This window comes from Demequina lignilytica (genome assembly GCF_030418375.1).
In the GTDB taxonomy this organism is placed as follows: domain Bacteria; phylum Actinomycetota; class Actinomycetes; order Actinomycetales; family Demequinaceae; genus Demequina; species Demequina lignilytica.
The window spans coordinates 198,340-221,781 of record NZ_JAUHPZ010000003.1 but is presented as its reverse complement, the minus strand read 5'-3'; the positions used below and the strand labels follow the sequence as shown (position 1 = coordinate 221,781).

Sequence of the window (23,442 nt, the reverse complement as noted above, 5' to 3'; positions counted from 1 at the left end):
CCCCGGCGGTCGCGGCTAGGCTGACGCCATGACCTACACACTGATCCTGCTCCGCCACGGCGAGAGCGAGTGGAACGAGAAGAACCTCTTCACGGGCTGGGTGGATGTCCCGCTCAACGAGAAGGGCTGGGGCGAGGCCAAGCGCGGCGGCGAGCTGCTCAAGGAGGAGGGCATCCTCCCCGACGTGCTGCACACCTCGCTGCTGCGTCGCGCGATCATGACCGCGAACCTCGCGCTCGACGCGGCGGACCGTCACTGGATCCCGGTCAAGCGCAACTGGCGCCTCAACGAGCGTCACTACGGCGACCTCCAGGGCAAGAACAAGGCCGAGACCCTCGAGCAGTTCGGCGAGGAGAAGTTCATGATCTGGCGCCGTTCCTACGACGTGCCGCCGCCGGAGATCAGCGCCGACAACACCTGGACGCAGGAGGGCGACCCGCGCTACGCCGGCGAGCCGATCCCCAAGACGGAGTGCCTCAAGGACGTCCTCGAGCGCGCACTGCCGTACTGGGAGTCCGAGGTGGTCCCGGATCTCAAGGCCGGCAAGACCGTCATGGTCGCGGCGCACGGCAACTCGCTGCGCGCGATCGTGAAGCACCTCGACGACGTCGCGGACGACGCGATCGTGGGCGTCAACATCCCCACGGGCATCCCGCTGGTGTACCACCTCGACGAGGAGACCCTGAAGCCGACCAACCCCGGCGGCACGTACCTGGACCCGGAGGCCGCCGCGGCCGCCATCCAGGCCGTCGCCAACCAGGGCAAGAAGAAGTAGCAGCCCGGACCGGCTGCCACGCGCAGGGCCCTCGCCTCCCGACGGAGGCGGGGGCCCTGTCGCATGCCCGGGGGCATTGAGCTCCCCGCAGGAGGTGACGATGCGTGGGGAAGGGCCATGACCTCCCCGCAGCGGGTTCGGGGGCAGGGAGGCCGGGGGCGCGGGGGGCTGGGGCGGGGCGGGGGAGAAAGAGAGGGGCCCCGCACCCCTGGCGGGGTGCGGGGCCCGTGGCCGCCGCCCGATGACGAGGCGCGGCCGGAGCGGCCTGCGCGCGACTCCCCCCAGAGCGCGTCGCCCGCCGCGGGCTCTCAGATCTTGGCGCGGTCGCCCGAGTGGTCGCCGGTGACCAGGTAGACGATGCGGCGGGAGATGCCCACCGCGTGGTCGCCGAAGCGCTCGAAGTAGCGGGCGAGCAGCGCGACGTCCAGGGTCTCCTGAGGCGTGCCCGCGTAGCCCTCCGCGACGAGGCCCTGGTAGGCGGCCTCGTGCAGGTCGTCGAGGCGGTCGTCGTCCTCCACGATCGCCGCGGCCACGTTGAGGTCGCGGTTCTCGAGCAGCTTGACCACCTCGCCGGCGGCCTCCTTGGCGGCCGCGCACATGTCCTCGATGATCTGGCGGTGCGAGTCCGGGATCGCGGAGTTCGGGTACGCGCGACGGGCGTCCTTCGCGATGTGCTCGGCGAGGTCGCCCATCCGCTCGAGCGACGCGGAGATCCGCAGCGAGCTGATGATGGTGCGGAGGTCGAGGCCCACGGGCTGCTGCTGCGCGATGAGCAGGACGCAGCGCTCGTCGACGATGTCCTCGAGCTCGTCGAGCTTCGCGTCGTCCGCGATCACGGACTGGGCGAGCTCGAGGTCGCCGGTGAGGATGGCGTCCGCGGTCTTGGTGATGGCGGTCTCGACGTGACGCGCCATCGCGATCAGGTCCTGGGCGAGGTCCGCCATCTCGGCGTTGAACAGGGTGCGCATGGCTCTCCTTCTGCTGTGCCCTCCAAGTCTGGCACCAACCAGGGGCATCCCGGACGCTTCCGCCCCGACCGACGGTGAACAATCGGTGACCCGTTTGAACATTGGGTGAACTCCGACGCGCGTGGATACTGTGTGGCCATGACTCCCGACCTGTGGCTGGCCGCCGCCGTCGGCGCCCTGGTCGGGGCCGCCGTGGTCGCGCTTCTCGGCCTGCGCAGGCGGCACCGGCTGACCGTCGCGGCGACCCTGGTGCCGCACCGCACCCGCCAGCTGATGTCCATCCTCCAGTCGGGGGCCGTGGTGGTGCGCCGCGACCGGCGCTCGGCGTTCGCGAACTCGCCGGCGGTCGCGCTCGGCATCGCCCGGCTGGACGGCAAGCTCCACTCCGACGTCGCGGATCTCGCGGAGGAGGCGTGGAGGAGGGACGAGCCGGTCGAGGACGAGGTCGCGGTCCAGCGCGGCGTGCTCGGCAGCACCTCCTTCGTCCACGTGCGCGTGACCCCGCTCGACGACGAGCTGTGCCTCGCGGTCGCGAACGACCACACCGAGGCGCGCGCCGCCGAGCAGTCCCGCCGCGAGTTCGCCGTCAACGTCTCGCACGAGCTGAAGACCCCGATCGGCGCGCTCAGCCTGCTCGCGGAGACCATCGAGGAGGGCGCGGACGACCCGGTGATGGTCCGCAAGTTCGCCAAGAAGATGCGCAAGGAGGCCCGCCGCCTCACCAAGCTCATCCAGGAGATCATCGAGATCACCCGGCTTCAGGGCGGCGGCTCCATCGCGGAGCACGAGCGCCTCCAGCTCGACGGCGTGGTCCACGAGGCGATCGAGGCCGCCCGCCTGGGCGCCGACGCCCGCGACATCCGCATCGTCCCCGACCTCAAGGCGCGGCCCGAGATCATGGGCGACCGCGACCTGCTGGTGATGGCGCTGCGCAACCTGATCGACAACGCCGTCCAGTACTCCGACCCCGGGCGCGAGGTGGCCGTCGCGCTCGGCGCGAAGGACGGCGTCGCCTCGATCTCCGTGGTCGACCACGGGATCGGCATCGACCCCAAGGACCAGGAGCGCATCTTCGAGCGCTTCTACCGCGCCGACCCGGCCCGCTCCCGCGACACCGGCGGCACCGGCCTGGGCCTCAGCATCGTCAAGCACGTGGCGCTCCAGCACGCCGGCTCGGTGGGCCTGTGGTCCGAGCAGGGCGTCGGCTCCACGTTCACGCTCAAGCTCAACGTTCTTCAGGAGGGGTAGATGTCGGAGGCGAGGATCCTCGTGATCGAGGACGAGGAGTCGTACCGCGACTCCCTCCAGTTCCTGCTCGAGCGCGAGGGGTTCGCCGTCGGGCTCGCGGAGACCGGACCCAAGGGCGTCGAGGCGTTCGCCCGCGACGGCGCCGACCTGGTGCTGCTCGACCTCATGCTGCCCGGGCTGCCCGGACCCGAGGTCTACAAGGCGATCCGCGAGCGCTCGGACGTGCCCGTCATCATGGTCACCGCGAAGGACGACCCGGTCGACCGGATCATCGGCCTCGAGCTGGGCGCCGACGACTACGTCACCAAGCCGTACTCCGGCCGCGAGCTGGTCGCGCGCATCCGCAACGTGCTGCGCCGCGTCGCGTCGGGCCAGCGCGAGGTGATCGACGAGCCGGAACGCCTCACCCTCGCCGGCATCACCCTCGACCCCGAGCGCCTGCACCTGACGAAGGACGGCGAGACCATCTCCCTGCCGCCCAAGGAGTTCGCGCTGCTGCACCTACTCGCGCAGAACGCCGGCCGCGTGCTGCCGCGCCAGGTGATCATCGACCGCGTGTGGGGCGCCGACTACTTCGGCGACACCAAGACCCTCGACGTCCACATCAAGCGCATCCGCTCGCGGGTCGAGGCTGACCCGTCGCAGCCCGTGCTCATCCAGACCGTGCGCGGGGTGGGCTACACGTTCGAGGCCTGACGCACCCGTCCGGAGGGACGATGCGGCGGTGCAGGGGGGCAGGATCGTCACGTTTCGATCACGGCGCCGGGCAGTTCACCGGATGTTCATCTTCCATTCAGAATCCGCCCCGGGCGCCGTTACCTTCGCTCCTTACCTTGGTGGTCATCCGGCAGCACGCCGGGCACTCCCAACTTGTGAGGAAACTGAACGTGAAGATCGCTGCTCGCACCGGTGCGGTGCTGACCGCCACCGCGCTGACGTTTGCGCTTGCCGCCTGCTCCGCCTCGAACGAGGGCTCGACCGACACCGAGTCGTCGGCCACGGAGACCACCGACACCGCCATGGAGCTCTCGGGCTCGCTGAACGGCGCCGGCGCCTCGTCGCAGGAGTCCGCGATGGAGGCCTGGCGCGCCGGGTTCCAGTCCGCGAACCCCGACGTGACCGTCAACTACGACCCGGTCGGCTCGGGCGGTGGCCGCACCCAGTTCCTCGACGGCGCGACCTCGTTCGCCGGCTCGGACGCCCAGATGGACGAGGAGGAGTACGACCTCTCCATCGCCCGCTGCGACGGCGAGTCCGGCGCGATCCACCTGCCGATGTACATCTCGCCCATCGCGGTCATCTTCAACCTCGACGGCATCGACTCGCTGAACATGGACGCGGACACCATCGCGGACATCTTCAACGGCACGATCACCAACTGGTCGGACGACGCGATCGCGTCGCAGAACGAGGGCGTCGAGCTGCCCGACAGCGCGATCACCATCGTCCACCGTGCCGACGAGTCGGGCACCACCGAGAACTTCACCGAGTACCTCGCCGCCGCCTCCACCACGTGGGGCCAGGAGGCCTCCGGTGACTGGATGGGTGCCGCGGGCGAGTCGGGCCAGGGCACCTCGGCCCTCGTGCAGATCGTCCAGGACAACGCGGGCACCATCGGCTACGCCGACGCCTCGCGTGCCGGCGACCTCGGCACCGTCGCGCTGAAGGTCGGCGAGGAGTACGTGCCGTTCTCCGCCGAGGCCGCCGCCGCCGTCGTGGACGCCTCGCCGGCCGCGGACTACACCAGCGGTGAGAACGACCTCGCGATCCACCTCGACCGCACCACGACCGCCGCGGGCGCCTACCCGCTGGTCCTGGTCTCGTACCACATCGTCTGCCAGCAGTACGACGACGCGACCGAGGCCGCCCTGGTGACCGGCTTCCTCAAGTACGTCGCCTCGGAGGAGGGTCAGGCGCAGTCGGCCTCGGCCGCCGGCTCCTCGCCGATCTCCGCGGACCTGTCCGCGAAGATCACCGCGATCCTCGACGAGATCGCGGCGGCGTAAGCAGCATTGGATTGGACCGGTGGTGGGCTCGTCCGCGAGGATGAGTCCACCACCTGTCTGTCCGCCTCCCACGGAGCCTCCACGGAGAGTAGAGCGTGACCACCACTGACAAGCCCACCGCGGTCACCGCGGCCGGCACCCCCCTGACGGCGCACACCGAGCGTGCGGCGAACAAGGTCTTCTTCGGCCTGTCGGCCACCGCCGCCACGCTGATCCTGGTGACCCTGGCCGCCGTCGCGACGTTCCTGCTCGTCGAGGCGTGGCCGGCGCTCACCGACACCTCCGGCGAGGTCGCCGCCAAGATCTCCTGGGTCCGGCCCGACGAGGGCCAGAGCCTCATCGAGCTCGCCGGCTTCCTGGTCTTCGGCACCGTGCTGATCTCCGCGGTCGCCCTGCTCATCGCGACGCCGCTGTCGATCGGCATCGCGCTCTTCATCTCCCACTTCGCGCCGCGCAAGCTGGCGCAGGGCCTGGGCTACATGATCGACCTGCTCGCCGCGATCCCCTCGGTGGTCTACGGACTCTGGGGTGCGATCGTCGTGATCCCGGTGCTCCAGCCCGCCTACGAGTGGATCAGCACCTACTTCGGCTGGATCCCGCTGTTCGCCCCGGCCGCCGACGGCACCATCTCCTCGACGGGCCGCGTGGCCATGTCCGCGGGCATCGTCCTCGCGATCATGGTGGTCCCGATCATCACCGCCGTCACCCGCGAGGTGTTCCTCCAGACGCCCAAGCTGCACGAGGAGGCCGCCCTCGCCATGGGTGCCACCCGCTGGGAGATGATCCGCATGGCGGTCTTCCCCTTCGCGCGCTCGGGCATGATCGGCGCGACGATGCTCGGCCTGGGCCGCGCGCTCGGCGAGACCATGGCGGTCTACATGATCCTCTCGGTGGGCCTGAGCTACTCGTTCGGCCTCTTCAACGCCGCGAGCCACAACACCATCGCATCGTTCATCGCGGGCCAGTTCCCGGAGGCGAACACCCAGGGCGTGTCCGCCCTGATCGCGCTGGGCCTCGCGCTGTTCATCATCACCCTGCTGGTCAACATGCTCGCCCGCTGGATCGTGGCGCGCCGGGCCGAGTTCTCGGGAGCCAACTGACATGGCCACCACCGACACCGCCGCCGCGCTCGGCACCCTGAGCACCCGCCGCCGGTTCTCCAACGGCGGCATGACCGTCCTGGTCTACCTCGCCTTCCTGATCGCGGTCATCCCGCTCGTGTGGCTCACGGTCACCGTGATCACCCGCGGCATCGACCGGTTCATGGTCGACGCGAACGGCGAGGCGAACTTCAACCTCGACTTCCTGCAGCAGTCCATGCGCGGCGTCTTCGGCGGCATGCCCGAGGGTGGCATCCTGCACGCGATCTGGGGCACGCTGCTCATCACGATCGCGGCGACCGTCATCTCGGTCCCGATCGGTCTGCTCACCTCGATCTACCTGGTCGAGTACGGCAAGGGCTGGCTCAAGAAGGCCGTCACCTTCTTCGTCGACGTGATGACGGGCATCCCCTCGATCGTCGCCGGTCTGTTCGCGTACGCGGTGTTCGCGCTCATCATCGGGCCCGGCACCAAGACCGGCATGGTCGGTGCGGTCGCGCTGTCCGTGCTCATGATCCCGGTCGTCGTGCGCTCCTCCGAGGAGATGCTGCGCCTGGTGCCGAACGAGCTCCGCGAGGCCTCCTACGCGCTCGGCGTGCCCAAGTGGCTGACCATCCTCAAGGTGGTGCTGCGCACCGCGATCGCGGGCATCACCACCGGCGTGACGCTGGCGATCGCGCGCGTGATCGGCGAGACCGCCCCGCTGCTGATCGCGGTGGGCGTCGCGGACTCCATGAACTTCAACCTGTTCGACGGTCGCATGATGTCGCTGCCGGTGTACATCGTGTCCGAGTGGCGCAAGGGCGTGCAGCCGTGCAACGACCCGGGGATCCCCTGCGTGGGCGAGATCACCGAGTACCGCGCGTGGGCCGCCGCCCTGGTGCTGATCCTGATCGTCATGGCGCTGAACCTGATCGCGCGCCTCATCTCCCGATACTTCTCCCCCAAGACCGGCCGGTAAAGGACCGATAGTGACCAAGCGCATCGACGTCAACAACCTGAACGTCTTCTACGGCAACTTCCTGGCCGTCGAGGACGTGTCGCTCGCGATCGAGCCCAAGGCCGTGACCGCCTTCATCGGCCCGTCCGGCTGCGGCAAGTCCACCTTCCTCCGCACCCTCAACCGCATGCACGAGGTCATCCCCGGCGCCCGCGTCGAGGGCGAGGTGCTGATGGACGGCGTGGACCTCTACGGCTCCGGCGTGGACCCGGTCGCGGTGCGCCGCCACATCGGCATGGTGTTCCAGCGCCCCAACCCGTTCCCCACCATGTCGATCGCGGAGAACGTGCTCGCGGGCGTCAAGCTCAACAACAAGCGCATCTCGAAGTCGGACGCCGAGGACCTGGTCGAGGGCTCGCTGCGCGGCGCCAACCTCTGGGAGGAGGTCAAGGACCGCCTCGACAAGCCGGGCTCGTCCCTGTCCGGCGGCCAGCAGCAGCGCCTCTGCATCGCCCGCGCGATCGCCATCAAGCCCGACGTGCTCCTCATGGACGAGCCCTGCTCGGCCCTGGACCCCATCTCGACCCTCGCGATCGAGGACCTCATCCAGGAGCTCAAGAACGACTACACGATCGTGATCGTCACCCACAACATGCAGCAGGCCGCGCGCGTGTCCGACAAGACGGCGTTCTTCAACATCGCCGGCACGGGCAAGCCCGGCAAGCTCATCGAGATGAACGACACCCCGACCATGTTCTCCACGCCGTCCGAGAAGGCGACCGAGGACTACATCTCCGGCCGCTTCGGCTGATCCCGCCGGTCTGCCAGCCGGCGCAGAGAGAAGGCCCCGACGCGATGCGTCGGGGCCTTTGCTCGTCCCGGGACCGCCGCATCGTCCCTCCGTCGGGACGATGCGCGGGGTTCAGGAGATCTTGGACAGCTCGTGGTCGTACTCGGGGAGGGTGCCGTCGAGGACGGGCACGTCCTCCGCCACCTGGCCCTCGGCATCGGTCTGGAAGACCACCTCGGTCAGGAGGCCGGGCAGGACCGGGACGGTACCGGTGACGGCGGTCTCGCCGTCGTCACCACCGAGCTTGACCGTGGCGCCGGCGGGCACGTCCACCGTGGTGATGGCGGTGCCGTCGATGCTCGCGCTCACCGCGACGTCCTCGGTTCCCGCGTTCTCCAGGGTGCCGATCAGGACCCCCGTCTCGCCCTCGCCCGGGGTGAGCACCAGCAGGTTGTAGGCGGTCACGTCGCCGATCTCCAGGCTGATGCCGTCCGAGGCGTCGTACTGCATCTGCGTCGTGATCGGGTTGACGGCGCTGCAGCCGGCCAGGACGGCGGAGACGACGGCGGCGGCGGCGATGCCTGCGGGGATCTTCACGGTGGGGACCTTTCGGGGGACGTCACCAGGAAGAATAGTGGGTGCGCGCACGCGTGGCCACATGCGGCCTCCGCGCCGGGACCGACGGCCCGGCGGGCGCTCGGGGGCGGATGTTATTGCACAAATGGCGAATGATAGACTGGGGATCCACCGAGAAGGGGATTACTCCACCATGAACTTCGTCGTTGGCGAGACCGTCGTCTACCCCCACCACGGGGCGGCCCAGATCCAGGACATCAAGAAGCGCATCATCCGCGGTGAGGAGAAGACCTACCTCAAGCTGAAGGTGGCCCAGGGTGACCTGACCATCGAGGTGCCGGCGGAGAACGTGGACCTGGTGGGTGTGCGCGACGTCGTCGATCAGGCGGGGCTCGAGAAGGTGTTCGGAGTCCTGCGGGAGCCCTACATCGAGGAGCCGACCAACTGGTCGCGCCGCTACAAGGCCAACGTCGAGAAGCTCGCCTCGGGCGACGTGATCCGTGTGGCCGAGGTGGTCCGCGACCTCAGCCGTCGCGACACCGACAAGGGCCTCAGCGCCGGTGAGAAGCGCATGCTCCACAAGGCGCGCCAGATCCTCGTGAGCGAGCTCGCGCTCGCCGAGAAGTGCGATGAGGAGGCCGCGGAGGCCCGCCTCGACGAGGTGCTCGCGTCGTGACCCTCGCGGCCGTCGTCACGGCGGCCGGATACGGCACGCGGCTCGGATCCGACCTGCCCAAGGCGCTCGTCCGCATCGCGGGCGAGCCGCTGCTGGTGCACGCGGTGCGCCGCATGGCGCGCGTGGCCGACCGCATCGCGGTCACCGCGCCGCCGACCCACCTCACCGAGGTGGCCGCCGCGCTGGAGCACGTCGAGACGTGCGCCGCGCTGTTCATCGTCCCCGGTGGGGACACCCGCCAGGCCTCCGTCGCTGCGGGCCTCGAGGCGCTCGACCTGGGCGACCAGGACATCGTGCTGGTGCACGACGCCGCCCGCGCCTTCCAACCCGTCGAGACCATGCGGGCCGCCGTCGCCGCGGTCGAGGCGGGTGCGGCCGGCGCGATCCCCGTGGTCCCCGTCGTGGACACGCTGGTGACCGCCCCCGCCGCCGACGGCGCGCTGGGCGACCCGGTGAGCCGCACGCTGTTCCGCGCCGTGCAGACGCCGCAGGTGTTCCGCGCCGGCCCGCTGCTCGAGGCGCACGCCAAGGCCGTGCACTCCGACGCCACCGACGACGCCACCCTGGTGCGCCGCCGTGGCCACCGCGTGGTCGCCGTCGACGGCCATGAGCACGGCATCAAGGTCACGCACGCCTCCGACCTGCTGGTCGCCGCGCATATCGCGGGCGTGTCCCCGGACGTCGCCGAGGACGCGCTGCGGTGACCATGCCGCCCGTCGGCCCGCCCCGGACGGGCATCGGCGTCGACGTGCACGCGTTCGGCGGGTCCCGCCCGCTGATGGTCGCGGGCCTCGAGTGGCCGGGTGAGCCGGGCCTCGAGGGACACTCCGACGCCGACGTGGCCGCGCACGCCGCCTGCGATGCGCTGCTGTCCGCCGCGGGCCTGGGGGACCTCGGATCGAACTTCGGCACCTCGCGTCCCGAGTGGGCGGGTGCCGCGGGCGTGGTGCTGCTCGCCGAGTCCGCGCGGCTGGTGCGGGCCGCGGGCTTCTCGATCGGGAACGTGGCGGTGCAGGTGATCGGCAACCGCCCCAAGCTCGCGCCCCGGCGCGCGGAGGCGGAGGCCGCGCTGTCCGCGGCCTGCGGGGCGCCCGTGACGGTGGCGGGCACCACCACGGACGGTCTCGGGCTCACGGGTCGGGGCGAGGGGGTCGCGGCGATCGCGACCGCGCTGATCCTCCCGGCCTGAGCCTGCCCCGCGCCCGGCCTCCCCTCTCCCGCGCCCCTCGCCTGTCGGGACACTCAGTCCTCCGTCTCGCCCCCGATCTGCTGATGCCGGGACGCTGAGTCCTCATCGGCCTGGCGCATCGCGGGAGCGGCCATCACGGGCCCGCGCGTGGCGATGAGGACTGACTGTCCCGGGAGGTCCAGAACCGGGTCCAGATGAGGACTCAGCGTCCCGAGCGTGCGGCGCGGTACCTGGGAGGGCATGGCCGGTAGCCTGGTGCGGTGACCCTGACGCTGTTCGACACCGCCACGCGCCTCGAGCGCGAGTTCGCCCCCCTCACCCCGGGGAAGGTGGGCATCTACCTGTGCGGTCCCACGGTGCAGAGCTCCCCCCACGTGGGCCACCTGCGCAGCGCGGTCGCCTTCGACGTCCTCCAGCGATGGCTCGAGCGCTCCGGCTACCAGGTCACCATGGTCCGCAACGTCACCGACATCGACGACAAGACCCTCACCAAGGCGGCGGAGGCCGGCTGGGAGTGGTGGGCCTGGGCGCTGCACTACGAGCGCGAGTTCCAGGCGGCGTACTCCGCGGTCGGCGTGCTGCCGCCGGCGGCCGAGCCGCGCGCGACGGGCCACATCCCGGAGATCGTCGCGATCATCGGGCGTCTGATCGAGGCCGGCCACGCGTACGAGAAGGACGGCTCCGTCTACTTCGACGTCCGCTCCTACGCTCCCTACGGCGAGCTCACGCGGCAGGCGCTCGAGGACCTCACGCCCGCGCCCGACGCGCCGGCCGAGGACAAGCGCGACCCGCGCGACTTCGCGCTGTGGAAGGCGCGCAAGGCCGACGAGCCCGACACCGCGTCGTGGGCCTCCCCGTGGGGCCGTGGCCGCCCGGGCTGGCACATCGAGTGCTCCGCGATGGCCCAGCGCTACCTGGGCGACGAGTTCGACATCCACGGCGGCGGCCTCGACCTGCGGTTCCCGCACCACGAGAACGAGCAGGCGCAGTCCCGCGCCGCCGGCTACGGCTTCGCGCACCTGTGGATGCACTCGGCCTGGGTGACGCAGTCGGGCGCCAAGATGTCGAAGTCGCTGGGCAACGGGCTGCTCGTGTCCGAGGTGCTGGCGGAGCACGAGCCCGCTGCGCTGCGGCTCGCGCTCGCCGCGGTGCACTACCGGTCGATGCTCGAGTACTCGGAGCAGACGCTGCCGGAGGCGGCCGCCCAGTGGGGCCGCTTCCAGGGCTTCGTCGCCCGCGCATCCGAGAAGGTGGGGGCGCCGACCGGCGACGAGGTGCGTGCAGCCGAGCTGCCCGCGAGCTTCGTCGAGGCGATGGACGACGACCTGGCCGTCCCGCGCGCACTCGCCGTGATCCACGAGACCGTCCGCGCCGGCAACGCCGCGCTCACCGCGGGGGACGATGCGGCGGTCGCCGCCGCGCTCCTCGCCGCCCGGGCGATGCTCGACGTGCTGGGCCTCGACCCCGCCGCTCCCGAGTGGGCGGGCGGGTCGTCCGGGGCGGACGATGCGGCGATGACCGCGCTCGACGTGATGGTGCGCGCGGACATCGAGGCACGGGCGGCGGCGCGAGCCGCGAAGGACTGGGCCACCGCCGATGCGATCCGCGACCGGCTCGCCGCCGCCGGGATCGTGGTGGCCGACGGCGCGGACGGCGCCCGCTGGTCGCTCGCCTCCGACGGCTGAGGGTCGAGACCGCGGACGCTCCGCACCTACCGACGCCGAGCGCTCGTGCTCGCGGCCGCCACCGATTCAGCGACGTGCCTGCTAGACGGCTGGCGAGGAGTGTCCGCGTGTTGCGTCGGTGCCGTCGGTAGGTGCGGACCGTCCGCGCGTACGGGGAGGTGGCGACGGTGAGGCGGCCCCGCGCATCGTCCCCCATTACCCTTGTACCCATGGCTGGTAACTCACAGCGCCGCGGCGCGACCCGGAACGCGGGCTCCAAGAAGGGTGCGCAGGTCGGCACCGGCGGTCACGGCCGCAAGGCGCTCGAGGGCAAGGGTCCGACCCCGAAGGCCGAGGACCGCCCCAACCACAAGGCGTACAAGGCCAAGGTGCGTGCCGAGAAGGAGGCCGCCAAGCGGCCCCAGCGATCGGGCAAGGCCGCGCCGAAGGACCGCACGAGCGGCGCCGTCGACCTGGTGGTCGGCCGCAACAGCGTGCTCGAGGCGCTGCGCGAGGGCATGAGCGCGAACCTGCTCAGCGTGTTCAACAGGATCGACGCCGACGACCGCGTCACCGAGATCGTGTCGCTCGCGGTCGAGCAGGGCGTTACCGTGCGCGAGGTCACCAAGCCGACCCTCGACGCGCTCGCGGACGGCTCGCCGCACCAGGGCGTCGCGCTCGAGGTGCCGCCGTACGAGTACGCGCACCCGTCCGACCTGCTCGAGGCGCCCGCGCCCGTCCGCATCATCGCGCTCGACGGCATCCAGGACCCGCGCAACCTGGGCGCGATCGTGCGGTCCGCGGCCGCGTTCGGCGCGTCCGGGGTGCTGATCCCCGAGCGGCGGGCCGCCGGCATGACCGTGGCCGCCTGGAAGGTGTCGGCGGGCGCCGCGTCGCGCATCCCCGTCGCGCGTGCCACCAACCTCACCCGCACCATCGAGGAGTACAAGAAGGCGGGCCTGTTCGTGATCGGTCTCGCCGGCGACGGCGAGGTCGAGCTGCACGAGTCGAGCCTGCTCGACGGGCCGCTCGTGATCGTGGTCGGCGCCGAGGGCGAGGGGCTGTCCCGCCTGGTGCGCGAGGCCTGCGATCAGGTGGTCTCGATCCCCATCGCCGGGACCACCGAGAGCCTCAACGCCTCCGTCGCGGCGTCGATCGCGCTGTACGAGGCCGCGAAGGCCGCCGGGCGCTGACCGGCCCGCGCTGACCGGCCCGCGCGAGCCGCGCCCCAGGGCGCGCGACCGACGAGGCTAGAAGCCGGACTCCTCCGACTCCGCCGCATCGTCCTGCTCGGCGTGGGCCGCCTCGGCGGCGTCCTGGTCACGCTTGGCGAGCTCGCCCGACAGCGGCGCCCGCTCGGGCGCCGGGATCCGGGTGGTGGCGCGCCGCACCACCGGCGGCTCGGTGGTCGCCGGCGCCGGGACCTCGCCCCAGGCGTAGGTGTTGTCGTTCTCGAACGGGTCGCGCGCCTCGAAGCTGGTGCCGAACTCGTCGGTCAGGGCCGGGAGCTCCGCGGTCATCTCCGCGAGCGAGCGGCCCAGCACGGCGCGCTCGTCGGGGCGCAGCGGCAGCACGTTCTTGACGTACGAGGCGGTCGCGACGGGCATCGGCACGTCCTCCGCGGCGGCCTCGGCGAGGTACCAGCGGTGGTCGAGCACCTCGTGGAACACCTGGGCGGGCTCGAGCTTCCCGCGCAGCTCGCGCGGGATCGCGCGCACCGTGGGCTCGAAGATGGTGGTGAGCCACTCGTGCGCCGCGAACGACTCGTCCTCGATCACGTCACGGCGGACAGCGCGGAACTCGTCGAGGTCGTTCAGCAGGCGGCGCGCCTGGTTCTCCTGCACGTCGAGGCCGGTGAGGCGCATCAGGCGGCGCGAGTGGTAGCCCGCGTCCACCACCTTGGGCCGGATCCGCAGCCCCGTGCCGTCGGGTGTGGAGAGCATGTCGAGCTCGCCCACGTCGAAGCCCATCTCGTTGAGCGCGCGCACGCGCTCCGACACGCGGAACGGGATGTTCGAGTCGAACACCTCGGTCTCGGTCAGCGCCGACCACAGCTTCGAGTACTTCGACTCCAGCCGGTCGCCGATCTTGAAGGGGTCGATGCCCTCGTCGAGGTCCTCGTTGGCCTGCAGGTCGAGGATCTCGCCGATGATGTTGGTGGTCGCGATCTCCAGGTCGTACGACCGCTGCCCGCTGGTGAGCTGCTCGTGCAGGTCGCCGGTCTCGGCGTCGACCAGGTACGCGGAGAACTCCGACGCGTCGCGGCGGAACAGGGCGTTCGACAGCGACACGTCGCCCCAGTAGAAGCCGTTGAGGTGCAGCTTCACGAGCAGCACGGAGAGCGCGTCGATCAGCCGGTTCAGCGTCCCCTTGCGCAGCGCCGTCGAGAACAGCGCGCGGTAGGGGAGCGAGTACGCGAGGTGCTCGGTGACCAGGGCGGCGGAGAGCTCGTCGCCGGACACGGAGATGCGGCGCGTGACCACCGCGACGGCGTGCACGCAGGGTGCGTCCATGCGCTCGAGCTCGCGCAGCATCTCGAACTCGCGGTACGCGATCTCGCGGTTGGTCTCCTTCACCGCCAGCACCGTGCCGTTGTGGCGCACGAACCTCACCACGTGGCGCGACAGGCCGCGGGGCAGCGCGGCGATCCGCTCCTCCGGCCAGGCGGACAGCGGGATCTCCCAGGGGAGCTCCATCAGCGACGCGTCGACGGCTCCGGTGATGTGCGGCATGGGTCTCAGCGTAGCCGGGCGCCGGAGCGACGATGCCGGGGTCGGGCGGGCGTCCGCCTCCTGCCCGGACGCCCCGCACGGATCTCGCCGCGACACGCCGGGCCGGCCCGCGCATCGTCCCGCGACACGCCGCGAACCCGGGACCAGGTCCGTGCGGGCTGTCCGGGTGGGAGGGCGCGGGGCGCGGGGACCCAGCCCGGGAACGCCGCAGGGGCGGCCCCGGCCTGAGCCGGGACCGCCCCTGCGGGACTGCGGTGCTTACGCGCCGACGGTGCGCGACGCGTCGGTCTGGATCGCGTGCGTGGTGAGGCGCTTCTGGGTCGAGGCCGAGAAGGCGTGCTGCTCGCCCGGGCGGATGGTGACCCAGATGGTGTCGCCCTTGGCGGGGACATCACGCGGGTCGACGCGGACGATGCCCTCGCCGGAGCCGCCGACGGTGACGTCGTGGGCCGACGCGACCGGGGTCGGGAGCGTGCCGTAGACGAAGGCGTCGGAGCCGAGCTCCTCGACCACGTTCACCTCGACCGGGAACGCGCCCGGGGTGTTCGGGGCCACGCGGTCGAGCGACTCCGGACGGAAGCCCAGGATGATGTCGCCCTTGTCGTCGGCGGTCATGCCGGCGACGACCTCGCGCTCGAGCTTCACCTTCGAGTCGCCGACCACGGCGGAGTCGCCCTCGACGCGGAAGGTGGACAGGTTCATCGCCGGCGAGCCGATGAAGCCCGCGACGAACACGTTCGCCGGGGTGTCGTACATCTCGCGCGGGGTGCCGACCTGCTGGAGGACGCCGTCCTTCAGCACGGCGATGCGGTCGCCCATGGTGAGCGCCTCGACCTGGTCGTGGGTCACGTAGACGGTGGTGGTGCCCAGGCGACGCTGCAGCGCGGCGATCTGGGTACGGGTCTGGACGCGGAGCTTGGCGTCGAGGTTCGACAGCGGCTCGTCCATGAGGAACACCTGCGGCTGACGGACGATCGCGCGGCCCATGGCGACGCGCTGACGCTGACCACCGGAGAGGGCCTTCGGCTTGCGGTCCAGGTACTCGGTGAGGTCCAGGATCTTCGCGGCCGCCTCGACGCGCTCGCGGATCGTGGCCTTGTCGACCTTGGCGATCTTGAGCGCGAAGCCCATGTTGTCCGCGACGGTCATGTGCGGGTAGAGCGCGTAGGACTGGAACACCATCGCGATGTCGCGGTCCTTCGGCTGCACGTGGGTGACGTCGCGGTCACCGACGAAGATGGAGCCCTTGTCGACGTCCTCGAGGCCCGCGAGCATGCGCAGGGAGGTGGACTTTCCGCAACCGGAGGGTCCGACGAGGACCAGGAACTCGCCATCGGCGATCGACAGGTCGAGTGCGTCGACCGCGGGGCGCTCGGTGCCCGGGTAGATCCGGGACGCCTTGTCATAGGTAACAGTGGCCATGGCCGTGTTTCTCCTTCACCGGCAGGTACGTGCCGGACGATCCGTAGTGAAGTGATGCCAATCGTGTGTCCACGCTGACACGTGCCGACGCGGGTGCGCCGGCCCCGTCATCCTCTCACACCCCACCCGGGACCTCCTACCCGGGACCCGGGACCGGCGCCTCCGCCGGGTAGGTTGGGCGCATGGCCGGGCCCCAGCGCGAACCAGGTGACCTCATCGGGGGCTACCGCGTGCTCGCGCGGCTCGGCACGGGCGGGTCGGGCTCGGTCTACCGCGTCCAGTCGCCCGACGGCCAGGTCGCGGCGCTCAAGCTGGTCGACGCCCGCGACGACGAGGTCGCCGTCGAGCGCCTGCGCCGCGAGGTGCGGGCGCTGCAGTCCCTGCGCCATCCTGCGGTGCCGCACATCCTCGACGCCGAGCTGGACGAGGACGAGACCTTCGTCGTCTTCGAGCTGATCGACGGCGACACCCTCTTCGACTTCATCCAGCGCGAGGGCCCGCTCGCCGGCGACGCGCTCGCCGACTTCGCCGAGCGCACCGCCTCCGCGCTCGAGGCGGTCCACGCCGCCGGCGTGATCCACCGCGACGTCACGCCGTCGAACATCATGATGGGCAGCGACGGCCCGGTGCTGATCGACTTCGGCCTGTCCCACCGCGCGACCGACAACCGCCTCACCCGCGAGGGCCTCGTGAGCGGGACCCCCGGCTACGTCGCCCCCGAGGTGATCGACGGCGCCGAGCCGGGCACGCTCGCCGACCGGTGGTCGTGGGCCGCGACGGTGGCCTACGCGATGACCGCCCAGGCGCCCTTCGGCGCCGGCACCGGCGCGATCAGCCGCACCCTCGAGGCCGACGTGCGCCTGCCCGACGCCCCCGGCGCCGCGGCGCTCCACGCCGCGCTCGGACGCGACATCTCGGGACGCCCGGGAATGCGGGACGTGGTCGCCTCGCTGCGCGGGGCCACCGAGGCGATCCCGTACGGGCTCCCCGCCACCGTGGTCGCGCCCGCCGGGTACGTCCTCGAGGACGATGCGGAGCGCACCGCCGTGCTGCCGAGCGGCGAGTCGCCGGTCGCGCCCGCGCCCTACGTGCCGGAGGGGTCGCCGGTGCCGTGGTCGACGGGCGCCGACACGTGGATGGACGAGGACGATGTGGAGGAGGCGCCCGAGCCCGCGCCCCGGCGCCGCACCCTCCTGCTCCTGGCGGCGATCCTCGCCGTGGTCGCGGCGCCGATCGCGCCGTTCGTCGCGTTCGGCGTCGTGCTCGCCGTGTGGATCATCGCCCGCGGCGTCTTCCGCCGCGGCGTCGCCATCGACGCCGCCACCGCGCGCCGGGGGGAGCGGCGCACGTCGGACACGGTGGTGCACACCCTCGGCCTCCCGTGGCACACGCTGCGCGCCGCGGCCGAGACGGTGCCCGCCGCGCTCGCGGCCGCCGTGCTGGGCGGGGGAGCGGCGGTCGGCGGGTGGTGGCTCGTGAGCGCGGGCGTCGCCGCCCCCACGACGGCCGTCGGGCAGTACTACGGGCACGCCGCGGCGCTCGCGCTCGGGTGCCTGGTCGGGATCGTCATGCTCGCGTGGGGGCCCTACATGTCGGGCTCGCGCGAGGGCGCGCACCGCCTGGCCGCGGCGCTGTCGCCCTCGTCGGGCCTGCGCGGCACGTGGGCGGTCGTCCTGGTCGTCGGGATCCTGGTCGCCGTCCTCGCGCTGTACGTGAAGGTCGACATCTGGTGGTGGCCGCTGCCAGGGATGCCCGGCGCGGGCTGAGCGGGACCCAGGTCCCGCATCGTCCCCGGCCCGTCGGCGATAGTGCGATGGAACATTGACGGAGAACCGGACGTTGGCCGGTCAGGCAGCACGGGGCGGACGGCGTCCGCCCCGCGGACGAGGGGACATCATGGGCGTCGACACCGACGAGACCACCGACGCGCAGACGAGCCGCTGGCACGCGATCCAGCCATGGCTGAGCACCGTGGTGCGGCTCGGAATGGCGGTCATCCTCATCGCCGCCGCGATCCCGAAGATGCTGGACATCCCCCAGTCGATCATCGCGGTGCGCGCGTACCGGCTGCTGCCCGAGGCCGTGGTCCCGCTGGTCGGCACCATGCTGCCGTTCCTCGAGCTCGCGCTCGCCGTCTTCCTGATCCTGGGCCTGTTCACCCGGCTGTCCTCGATCGCGTGGCTGCTGATGATGGCGGCGTTCTCCACGGGCGTGATCTGGGCGTGGTCGCAGGGCTACTCGATCGACTGCGGCTGCTTCGGCGGCGGCGGAGACGTGGCGGAGGGCACCACGAACTATCCGCTGCACATGCTCGAGCGGCTCGGGTTCATCGTGCTCGGCACGTACCTGCTGATCTGGCCCCGGTCGCGCTTCTCGCTCGACGGCTGGATGAAGGCCGCCTGACCCGCACCCGTAGACTTTCCCGCCAAGGACCAACCCCAGGAGAGAGATGTCCAGCAAGAACCAGAAGGCCGCCGAGGCGCGCGCCAAGGCGCAGGCCCAGGTCCGCGCGCAGGAGCGCCGCACCACCCTGATGATCATCGCCGGATCCGTGGCGGGTCTCGCGATCTTCGCCGCGGTCGTGATCTTCATCGTGAACCAGGGCAAGGTGCCGGAGCTCGGCTCGGACGGCGCGACCTCCCCGGTGGCCTCCGACTCGACCGGCGGCATCCCGGTGGGCACCAGCGGCGTGGTCGGGGTGGACGTGCCGACCGACGCGGTGCGCGTCGACATCTACCTCGACTACATGTGCCCCATCTGCGGCGTCTTCGAGGACACCAACGCCGCCGACATCGACGAGATGCGTGAGGCCGGGGACATCCAGGTCTACTACCACCCGATCTCGATCCTCGACCGGTACTCGAACGGCACCAACTACTCGACGCGGTCCGCGGCCGCCGCCGGCGTGGTCGCCAACGACGCGCCCGAGGCGTTCCTGGACTTCTCCAACGCGCTGTTCGCGAACCAGCCCGCCGAGAACACGGACGGCCTCAGCGACGACGAGATCGAGCAGATCGCTCTCGACGCCGGCGTCCCGGCTGACGTCGCCGGCAGCCTCGTGAACGACGACTTCAAGAAGTGGGCGACCGCGGCGACCCAGCAGGCCTCGGTCGACGGCATGCAGGGGACCCCGACCGTGCGGATCTCCGCGACCGGCAGCTTCGACGACGGCCTGATCCTCAACGCCGACTCGAGCTCGCCCTCGGTGGACTACTTCACGGACGGCAACCTCAAGGCGTACATCGAGAGCCTGGGCTGAGCCCCAGCATCGTCCGATCCCCGACGCCCCGCCGGTCCGCCGCGCGGGGCGTCGGCGCGTCCGGGGCCGGTATCCTGGCGGTCCCCTGCTGGCATGGCGCAACTGGTAGCGCACCCGACTTGTAATCGGGCGGTTGCGGGTTCGAGTCCCGCTGCCAGCTCTGCCTCCCGACCCTCCCCTCTGCCCGTCGGGACAGTGAGTCCTCCTGTTTCGGCCGGATCGCGCCGCTCGGGACACTCAGTCCTCCCGAGCCCGCGGCCGATGAGGACTGAGCGTCCCGGCACGAGGTGTCTCCCGCAGAAATGAGGACTCAGTGTCCCGACAGTCGGGGAGGGGACGATGCCGAGGTTCAGTCCGGCGTGCCCCACGCGATGGGGGCGGCGCCCTGGGCCTCCAGCGCCGCGTCGGTCCGCGAGAACGGGCGCGATCCGAAGAAGCCCCGAGAGGCGCTCAGCGGCGACGGATGCGCGCTCTCGACGCGCGGCACGTCGCCGAGCACCGGACCCAGCGCCTGCGCGTCCCGACCCCAGAGGATCGCGGTCAGCGGCCCACCGCGCGCGGCGAGAGCCTCGATCGCGAGGGCGGTGATCTGCTCCCACCCCTTGCCGCGATGCGAGGCCGGCCGGCCGGGCGAGACGGTGAGCACCCTGTTCAGGAGCATCACCCCCTGCCGCTCCCAGTGCGAGAGGTCGCCCGAGCTCAGCACCGCGCCGGTGTCCTCCCGCAGCTCCCGCGCGATGTTGGTGAGCGACCGCGGCATGGGATGTCCGGGCGGCACCGAGAAGCTGAGACCCACCGGGTCGCCCGGGGTCGGGTACGGGTCCTGACCCACGATCAGCACCCGGACCTCTGCGAGCGGGGTAGCGAACGCGCGGAGGATCCGGTCGGAGGCCGGGAGGTAGCCGCGGCCGGCGGCGACCTCCTCGCGCAGGAAGACGCCGAGCGCGGCGAGCGTGTCCGCGGCGGGCTCCAGGACCTCCGCCCAGTCGGGCGCCACCGGGTCCTTCCACGCGTCGGCCATGGCGCCACCCTAGCGGCGGGCCCGGCTCCGACCAGCGCGCCTGCGCGTCGTCCCTCCATGGCGGCGTTACGGTGGTGCCCGGACTGGAGGGAGCCCCGATGGACGGCACCGCGGCGCAGCCGCTCGACGCGACCACCGCGTTGAGCGAGCGCGACTCCTCCGTGCTCGCCTTCGAGCGCCAGTGGTGGCGCTACGCGGGCGCCAAGGAGGACGCGATCCGGGAGCTGTTCGACCTCAGCGCGACGCAGTACTACCAGGTGCTGAACTCCCTCATCGACTCTCCCGCGGCCCTGGCCCACGACCCGATGCTGGTGCGTCGCCTGCGCCGCATGCGCGCCGCGCGTCAGCGTGGTCGCGCCATGGGCTCCCGGGACGCGTGAGGCGGAAGGTAGGGTTTCCCCGTGGCTGACGAGTATCCCCGCGACGAGTTCGACCAGATCGCCGAGAGCGCCGGTCCCGTGGGCGTGCACCGCGCGCCCCGCCCGTGGTGGATCCTCGTGGTCACGCCGATCGTGGTGTTCATCGTCGCCGGTCTGCTCGCCTTCCTGATCGCCCAGTTCCTGTGGAACAGCGGCGAGTCGGGCTCCGAGTCGTCGAGCACGCCCAGCGCCACGGCCTCCGTGGAGGCCTCGCCGTCGGCCTCCGCCTCCGCCTCGGCCTCCGCGTCCGCCAGCGCCACCCCCGAGCCGACCGAGACGGCCGAGCCGGAGCCCGTCATCGAGTACGACGCCGCGGTCGCGGTGCTCAACGGCACCGGCATCGGCGGCCTCGCCGCGGGCCAGCAGTCGCTTCTCGAGGACGCCGGCTTCACCGCCGTCAGCGCCGCCAACCTCACCGGCACCAAGCCCGACGTCAACACGGTCGTCTACGCGGACGATGCGATGGCGGACACCGCGCAGGCGGTCGCCGACGCGCTCGGCTTCGACGCGGTCGTGCAGGGCGAGCCGACCACGGACGCCGACGTCGAGGTGCAGATCGTCTCCGACCCGCGCTGAGGCGCGGCTCGCCCTTGGCGAACATCGGCTGAACGACGCCCCCGCGGTTTGCACTCGCCGGGTGAGAGTGCCAGAATCGCGGTTAGCACTCGCCCTGCGCGAGTGCTAAATCAGACCTAAGGCTCACCTGCCGAGGTGCGGGGCGCGGCGTGACGTGAACGCCGGGCGCCGCATCGTCCGTCGCGGGCGGTGGGGGAGCCGCATTCCATCGGAAGAGGAATCATCCCCATGGCAAAGATCATTGCCTTCGATGAGGAGGCCCGCCGCGGCATGGAGCGGGGCATGAACGCCCTCGCCGACGCCGTCAAGGTCACGCTTGGCCCCAAGGGCCGCAACGTGGTGCTCGAGAAGAAGTGGGGCGCCCCGACCATCACCAACGACGGTGTCTCCATCGCCAAGGAGATCGAGCTCGACGAGCCGTTCGAGAAGATCGGCGCGGAGCTCGTCAAGGAGGTCGCCAAGAAGACCGACGACGTCGCGGGTGACGGCACCACCACCGCCACCGTGCTCGCCCAGGCGCTCGTGCAGCAGGGTCTGCGCAACGTCGCCGCCGGCGCCAACCCGATCGCCCTCAAGAAGGGCATCGAGAAGGCCGTCGAGGCCGTGACCGCCGAGCTGCTCAAGGCGGCCAAGGAGGTCGAGACCAAGGACGAGATCGCCGCGACCGCGGGCATCTCGGCCGGCGACCCCGCCATCGGCGAGCTCATCGCCGAGGCGATGGACAAGGTCGGCAAGGAGGGTGTCATCACCGTCGAGGAGTCCTCGGCTCTGGGCCTCGAGCTCGAGCTGACCGAGGGCATGCGCTTCGACAAGGGCTTCCTCTCGGCGTACTTCGTCACCGACCCCGAGCGCCAGGAGGCCGTCCTCGAGGACGCCTACGTACTGCTCGTCGAGTCCAAGATCGGCTCCGTCAAGGACCTGGTCCCCGTGCTCGAGAAGGTCATGCAGACCGGCAAGCCGCTGATGATCATCGCCGAGGACGTCGAGTCCGAGGCCCTCGCCACCCTCGTGGTGAACAAGATCCGCGGCACCTTCAAGGCCGTCGCCGTCAAGGCGCCCGGCTTCGGCGACCGCCGCAAGGCGATGCTGCAGGACATGGCGATCCTGACCGGCGGCACCGTGATCTCGGAGTCGGTGGGCCTGTCCCTCGACAACGCTGGTCTCGAGCTGCTCGGCCAGGCGCGCAAGGTGGTCGTCACCAAGGACGAGACCACGATCGTCGAGGGCGCCGGTGCGCAGGAGATGATCGAGGGCCGCGTGCGCCAGATCCGTGCCGAGATCGACAACTCGGACTCGGACTACGACCGCGAGAAGCTCCAGGAGCGCCTCGCCAAGCTCGCGGGCGGCGTCGCCGTCATCAAGGCGGGCGCGGCCACCGAGGTCGAGCTCAAGGAGCGCAAGCACCGCATCGAGGACGCCGTCCGCAACGCGAAGGCCGCCGTCGAGGAGGGCATCGTCGCCGGTGGTGGCGTGGCCCTCATCCAGGCCGGTACCTCGGCGTTCGAGGGCCTCGCGCTCGAGGGCGACGAGGCGACCGGTGCCCGGATCGTCGAGGCCGCGATCACCGCGCCCCTGCGCCAGATCGCGATCAACGCCGGCCTCGAGGGTGGCGTCGTCGTGGAGAAGGTCAAGGGCCTCCCGGTCCACTTCGGCCTCAACGCCGCGACCGGCGAGTACGTCGACCTGCTCGCCGCGGGCGTCAACGACCCGGTGAAGGTGACCCGCTCGGCGCTGCAGAACGCGGCGTCCATCGCGGCGCTCTTCCTCACCACCGAGGCCGTCGTCGCCGACAAGCCCGAGCCCGAGCCGGCCATGCCGGCCGGCGGCGCGCCCGACATGGGCGGCATGGGCTTCTGACCCCGCCCGGTCTCGCGACCGACTGACGCAGGCCCCCGCTCCCGGTTCGCCGGGGCGGGGGCCTTCGTCGTGCCCGGGCGGGACGATGCGCCTCCTGCGGGGAGCTGGCGGTCGCGTGGGGAAGGTGCGCGCCTCCTGCGGGGAAGTGGAGTGCCAAACCAGGGGTGCGCGCTGCGCCGAGCTCCCCGCAGCGAGAACCGGAGTCCGCGGAGCGACCATCACCT

The 23,442-nt window shown here is 71.5% G+C and carries 23 protein-coding genes and 1 tRNA gene; 19 read left to right on the top strand and 5 right to left on the bottom strand.

The genetic code is table 11. The features are described from left to right. Positions 1 to 28: 28 nt before the first annotated feature. Positions 29 to 775, top strand: a complete 747-nt coding sequence (locus QQX13_RS07170) for a phosphoglyceromutase (RefSeq protein ID WP_301118721.1) — start codon at positions 29 to 31, stop codon at positions 773 to 775. A gap of 308 nt (positions 776 to 1,083) precedes the next feature. Here the strand turns inward: QQX13_RS07170 and phoU are convergent, their stop codons facing one another. Beyond that, positions 1,084 to 1,743, bottom strand: a complete 660-nt coding sequence (phoU, locus tag QQX13_RS07165; RefSeq protein WP_301118722.1) for a phosphate signaling complex protein PhoU — start codon at positions 1,741 to 1,743, stop codon at positions 1,084 to 1,086. 138 nt (positions 1,744 to 1,881) lie between these two features. On the opposite strand from phoU, the gene QQX13_RS07160 reads away from it, so the two are divergent. From QQX13_RS07160 to pstB, 6 genes are all read left to right on the top strand, one after another. Then, positions 1,882 to 2,991, top strand: a complete 1,110-nt coding sequence (locus tag QQX13_RS07160; RefSeq protein WP_301118723.1) for a sensor histidine kinase — start codon at positions 1,882 to 1,884, stop codon at positions 2,989 to 2,991. Then, the gene (locus tag QQX13_RS07155; RefSeq protein WP_301118724.1) at positions 2,992 to 3,687 is read left to right on the top strand and encodes a response regulator transcription factor; all 696 of its coding nucleotides are present in this window, start codon (positions 2,992 to 2,994) and stop codon (positions 3,685 to 3,687) included. 191 nt (positions 3,688 to 3,878) lie between these two features. Beyond that, entirely contained in the window at positions 3,879 to 4,997 is a 1,119-nt protein-coding gene (pstS, locus tag QQX13_RS07150) for a phosphate ABC transporter substrate-binding protein PstS (protein WP_301118725.1), read from the top strand. Between the two features lie 95 nt (positions 4,998 to 5,092). After that, positions 5,093 to 6,097, top strand: a complete 1,005-nt coding sequence (pstC, locus tag QQX13_RS07145) for a phosphate ABC transporter permease subunit PstC (RefSeq protein ID WP_436968569.1) — start codon at positions 5,093 to 5,095, stop codon at positions 6,095 to 6,097. A gap of 1 nt (position 6,098) precedes the next feature. Beyond that, positions 6,099 to 7,058, top strand: coding sequence for a phosphate ABC transporter permease PstA (pstA, locus tag QQX13_RS07140; RefSeq protein WP_301118726.1), 960 nt, complete (start codon positions 6,099 to 6,101; stop codon positions 7,056 to 7,058). A 10-nt stretch (positions 7,059 to 7,068) separates the two neighbouring features. Continuing rightward, positions 7,069 to 7,848: a phosphate ABC transporter ATP-binding protein PstB gene (pstB, locus tag QQX13_RS07135; protein WP_301118727.1), complete on the top strand. Its 780-nt coding sequence runs from the start codon at positions 7,069 to 7,071 to the stop codon at positions 7,846 to 7,848. 111 nt (positions 7,849 to 7,959) lie between these two features. On the opposite strand, the gene QQX13_RS07130 is transcribed toward pstB, so the two are convergent. Continuing rightward, positions 7,960 to 8,424: a hypothetical protein gene (locus tag QQX13_RS07130; RefSeq protein ID WP_301118728.1), complete on the bottom strand. Its 465-nt coding sequence runs from the start codon at positions 8,422 to 8,424 to the stop codon at positions 7,960 to 7,962. Positions 8,425 to 8,596: 172 nt separating this feature from the next. On the opposite strand from QQX13_RS07130, the gene QQX13_RS07125 reads away from it, so the two are divergent. From QQX13_RS07125 to rlmB, 5 genes are all read left to right on the top strand, one after another. After that, a complete protein-coding gene (locus QQX13_RS07125) occupies positions 8,597 to 9,079 on the top strand; it encodes a CarD family transcriptional regulator (protein WP_062296348.1) in 483 nt (160 codons plus the stop codon). Beyond that, positions 9,076 to 9,783, top strand: a complete 708-nt coding sequence (ispD, locus tag QQX13_RS07120; RefSeq protein ID WP_301118729.1) for a 2-C-methyl-D-erythritol 4-phosphate cytidylyltransferase — start codon at positions 9,076 to 9,078, stop codon at positions 9,781 to 9,783. Before QQX13_RS07125 ends, ispD begins: the two co-directional genes overlap by 4 nt. A gap of 2 nt (positions 9,784 to 9,785) precedes the next feature. Continuing rightward, complete coding sequence (ispF, locus tag QQX13_RS07115; RefSeq protein WP_301118925.1) at positions 9,786 to 10,268, top strand: 2-C-methyl-D-erythritol 2,4-cyclodiphosphate synthase; 483 nt, start codon at positions 9,786 to 9,788, stop codon at positions 10,266 to 10,268. 260 nt (positions 10,269 to 10,528) lie between these two features. Next, complete coding sequence (gene cysS, locus QQX13_RS07110) at positions 10,529 to 11,953, top strand: cysteine--tRNA ligase (protein ID WP_301118730.1); 1,425 nt, start codon at positions 10,529 to 10,531, stop codon at positions 11,951 to 11,953. A gap of 209 nt (positions 11,954 to 12,162) precedes the next feature. Next, positions 12,163 to 13,125 carry a 23S rRNA (guanosine(2251)-2'-O)-methyltransferase RlmB gene (rlmB, locus tag QQX13_RS07105; protein WP_301118731.1) on the top strand — a complete coding sequence of 321 codons (963 nt, stop codon included), beginning with the start codon at positions 12,163 to 12,165 and terminating at the stop codon, positions 13,123 to 13,125. Positions 13,126 to 13,182: 57 nt separating this feature from the next. Here the strand turns inward: rlmB and QQX13_RS07100 are convergent, their stop codons facing one another. Both QQX13_RS07100 and QQX13_RS07095 read right to left on the bottom strand, forming a co-directional pair. Beyond that, complete coding sequence (locus QQX13_RS07100) at positions 13,183 to 14,664, bottom strand: DUF4032 domain-containing protein (protein WP_367281266.1); 1,482 nt, start codon at positions 14,662 to 14,664, stop codon at positions 13,183 to 13,185. 258 nt (positions 14,665 to 14,922) lie between these two features. After that, positions 14,923 to 16,086 (bottom strand): ABC transporter ATP-binding protein, encoded by a 1,164-nt coding sequence (locus QQX13_RS07095; protein WP_301118732.1) that lies wholly within the window; start codon positions 16,084 to 16,086, stop codon positions 14,923 to 14,925. A gap of 182 nt (positions 16,087 to 16,268) precedes the next feature. Between QQX13_RS07095 and QQX13_RS07090 the strand changes: the two genes are divergently transcribed. The 4 genes from QQX13_RS07090 to QQX13_RS07075 all read left to right on the top strand — a co-directional run bounded on the left by QQX13_RS07090 (position 16,269) and on the right by QQX13_RS07075 (position 19,505). Beyond that, complete coding sequence (locus tag QQX13_RS07090; protein WP_301118733.1) at positions 16,269 to 17,852, top strand: protein kinase domain-containing protein; 1,584 nt, start codon at positions 16,269 to 16,271, stop codon at positions 17,850 to 17,852. Positions 17,853 to 17,982: 130 nt separating this feature from the next. Further along, positions 17,983 to 18,489, top strand: coding sequence for a MauE/DoxX family redox-associated membrane protein (locus QQX13_RS07085; RefSeq protein ID WP_301118734.1), 507 nt, complete (start codon positions 17,983 to 17,985; stop codon positions 18,487 to 18,489). A gap of 46 nt (positions 18,490 to 18,535) precedes the next feature. After that, on the top strand, positions 18,536 to 19,345 hold the full coding sequence (locus QQX13_RS07080; RefSeq protein WP_301118735.1) for a DsbA family protein: 810 nt from the start codon (positions 18,536 to 18,538) through the stop codon (positions 19,343 to 19,345). A gap of 87 nt (positions 19,346 to 19,432) precedes the next feature. Next, positions 19,433 to 19,505: transfer RNA gene (locus tag QQX13_RS07075), tRNA-Thr, on the top strand. A 189-nt stretch (positions 19,506 to 19,694) separates the two neighbouring features. Here the strand turns inward: QQX13_RS07075 and QQX13_RS07070 are convergent. Further along, positions 19,695 to 20,366 (bottom strand): uracil-DNA glycosylase, encoded by a 672-nt coding sequence (locus tag QQX13_RS07070; protein ID WP_301118736.1) that lies wholly within the window; start codon positions 20,364 to 20,366, stop codon positions 19,695 to 19,697. Between the two features lie 98 nt (positions 20,367 to 20,464). On the opposite strand from QQX13_RS07070, the gene QQX13_RS07065 reads away from it, so the two are divergent. The 3 genes from QQX13_RS07065 to groL all read left to right on the top strand — a co-directional run bounded on the left by QQX13_RS07065 (position 20,465) and on the right by groL (position 23,218). Continuing rightward, positions 20,465 to 20,746, top strand: coding sequence for a DUF3263 domain-containing protein (locus QQX13_RS07065; protein ID WP_301118737.1), 282 nt, complete (start codon positions 20,465 to 20,467; stop codon positions 20,744 to 20,746). A gap of 21 nt (positions 20,747 to 20,767) precedes the next feature. Further along, positions 20,768 to 21,361, top strand: a complete 594-nt coding sequence (locus QQX13_RS07060) for a LytR C-terminal domain-containing protein (protein WP_301152919.1) — start codon at positions 20,768 to 20,770, stop codon at positions 21,359 to 21,361. Positions 21,362 to 21,589: 228 nt separating this feature from the next. After that, positions 21,590 to 23,218, top strand: a complete 1,629-nt coding sequence (gene groL / locus QQX13_RS07055) for a chaperonin GroEL (protein WP_301118739.1) — start codon at positions 21,590 to 21,592, stop codon at positions 23,216 to 23,218. Positions 23,219 to 23,442: the final 224 nt, after the last annotated feature.

Excerpts from the sequence above, each read along its gene's own strand:
- QQX13_RS07170 (WP_301118721.1), top strand. The coding sequence starts at position 29 with ATGACCTACACACTGATCCTGCTCCGCCACGGCGAGAGCGAGTGGAAC.
- phoU (WP_301118722.1), bottom strand. The coding sequence starts at position 1,743 with ATGCGCACCCTGTTCAACGCCGAGATGGCGGACCTCGCCCAGGACCTG.
- QQX13_RS07160 (WP_301118723.1), top strand. The coding sequence starts at position 1,882 with ATGACTCCCGACCTGTGGCTGGCCGCCGCCGTCGGCGCCCTGGTCGGG.
- QQX13_RS07155 (WP_301118724.1), top strand. The coding sequence starts at position 2,992 with ATGTCGGAGGCGAGGATCCTCGTGATCGAGGACGAGGAGTCGTACCGC.
- pstA (WP_301118726.1), top strand. The coding sequence starts at position 6,099 with ATGGCCACCACCGACACCGCCGCCGCGCTCGGCACCCTGAGCACCCGC.
- QQX13_RS07125 (WP_062296348.1), top strand. The coding sequence starts at position 8,597 with ATGAACTTCGTCGTTGGCGAGACCGTCGTCTACCCCCACCACGGGGCG.
- ispF (WP_301118925.1), top strand. The coding sequence starts at position 9,786 with ATGCCGCCCGTCGGCCCGCCCCGGACGGGCATCGGCGTCGACGTGCAC.
- rlmB (WP_301118731.1), top strand. The coding sequence starts at position 12,163 with ATGGCTGGTAACTCACAGCGCCGCGGCGCGACCCGGAACGCGGGCTCC.
- QQX13_RS07100 (WP_367281266.1), bottom strand. The coding sequence starts at position 14,664 with ATGCCGCACATCACCGGAGCCGTCGACGCGTCGCTGATGGAGCTCCCC.
- QQX13_RS07095 (WP_301118732.1), bottom strand. The coding sequence starts at position 16,086 with ATGGCCACTGTTACCTATGACAAGGCGTCCCGGATCTACCCGGGCACC.
- QQX13_RS07090 (WP_301118733.1), top strand. The coding sequence starts at position 16,269 with ATGGCCGGGCCCCAGCGCGAACCAGGTGACCTCATCGGGGGCTACCGC.
- QQX13_RS07085 (WP_301118734.1), top strand. The coding sequence starts at position 17,983 with ATGGGCGTCGACACCGACGAGACCACCGACGCGCAGACGAGCCGCTGG.
- QQX13_RS07080 (WP_301118735.1), top strand. The coding sequence starts at position 18,536 with ATGTCCAGCAAGAACCAGAAGGCCGCCGAGGCGCGCGCCAAGGCGCAG.
- QQX13_RS07070 (WP_301118736.1), bottom strand. The coding sequence starts at position 20,366 with ATGGCCGACGCGTGGAAGGACCCGGTGGCGCCCGACTGGGCGGAGGTC.
- QQX13_RS07065 (WP_301118737.1), top strand. The coding sequence starts at position 20,465 with ATGGACGGCACCGCGGCGCAGCCGCTCGACGCGACCACCGCGTTGAGC.
- groL (WP_301118739.1), top strand. The coding sequence starts at position 21,590 with ATGGCAAAGATCATTGCCTTCGATGAGGAGGCCCGCCGCGGCATGGAG.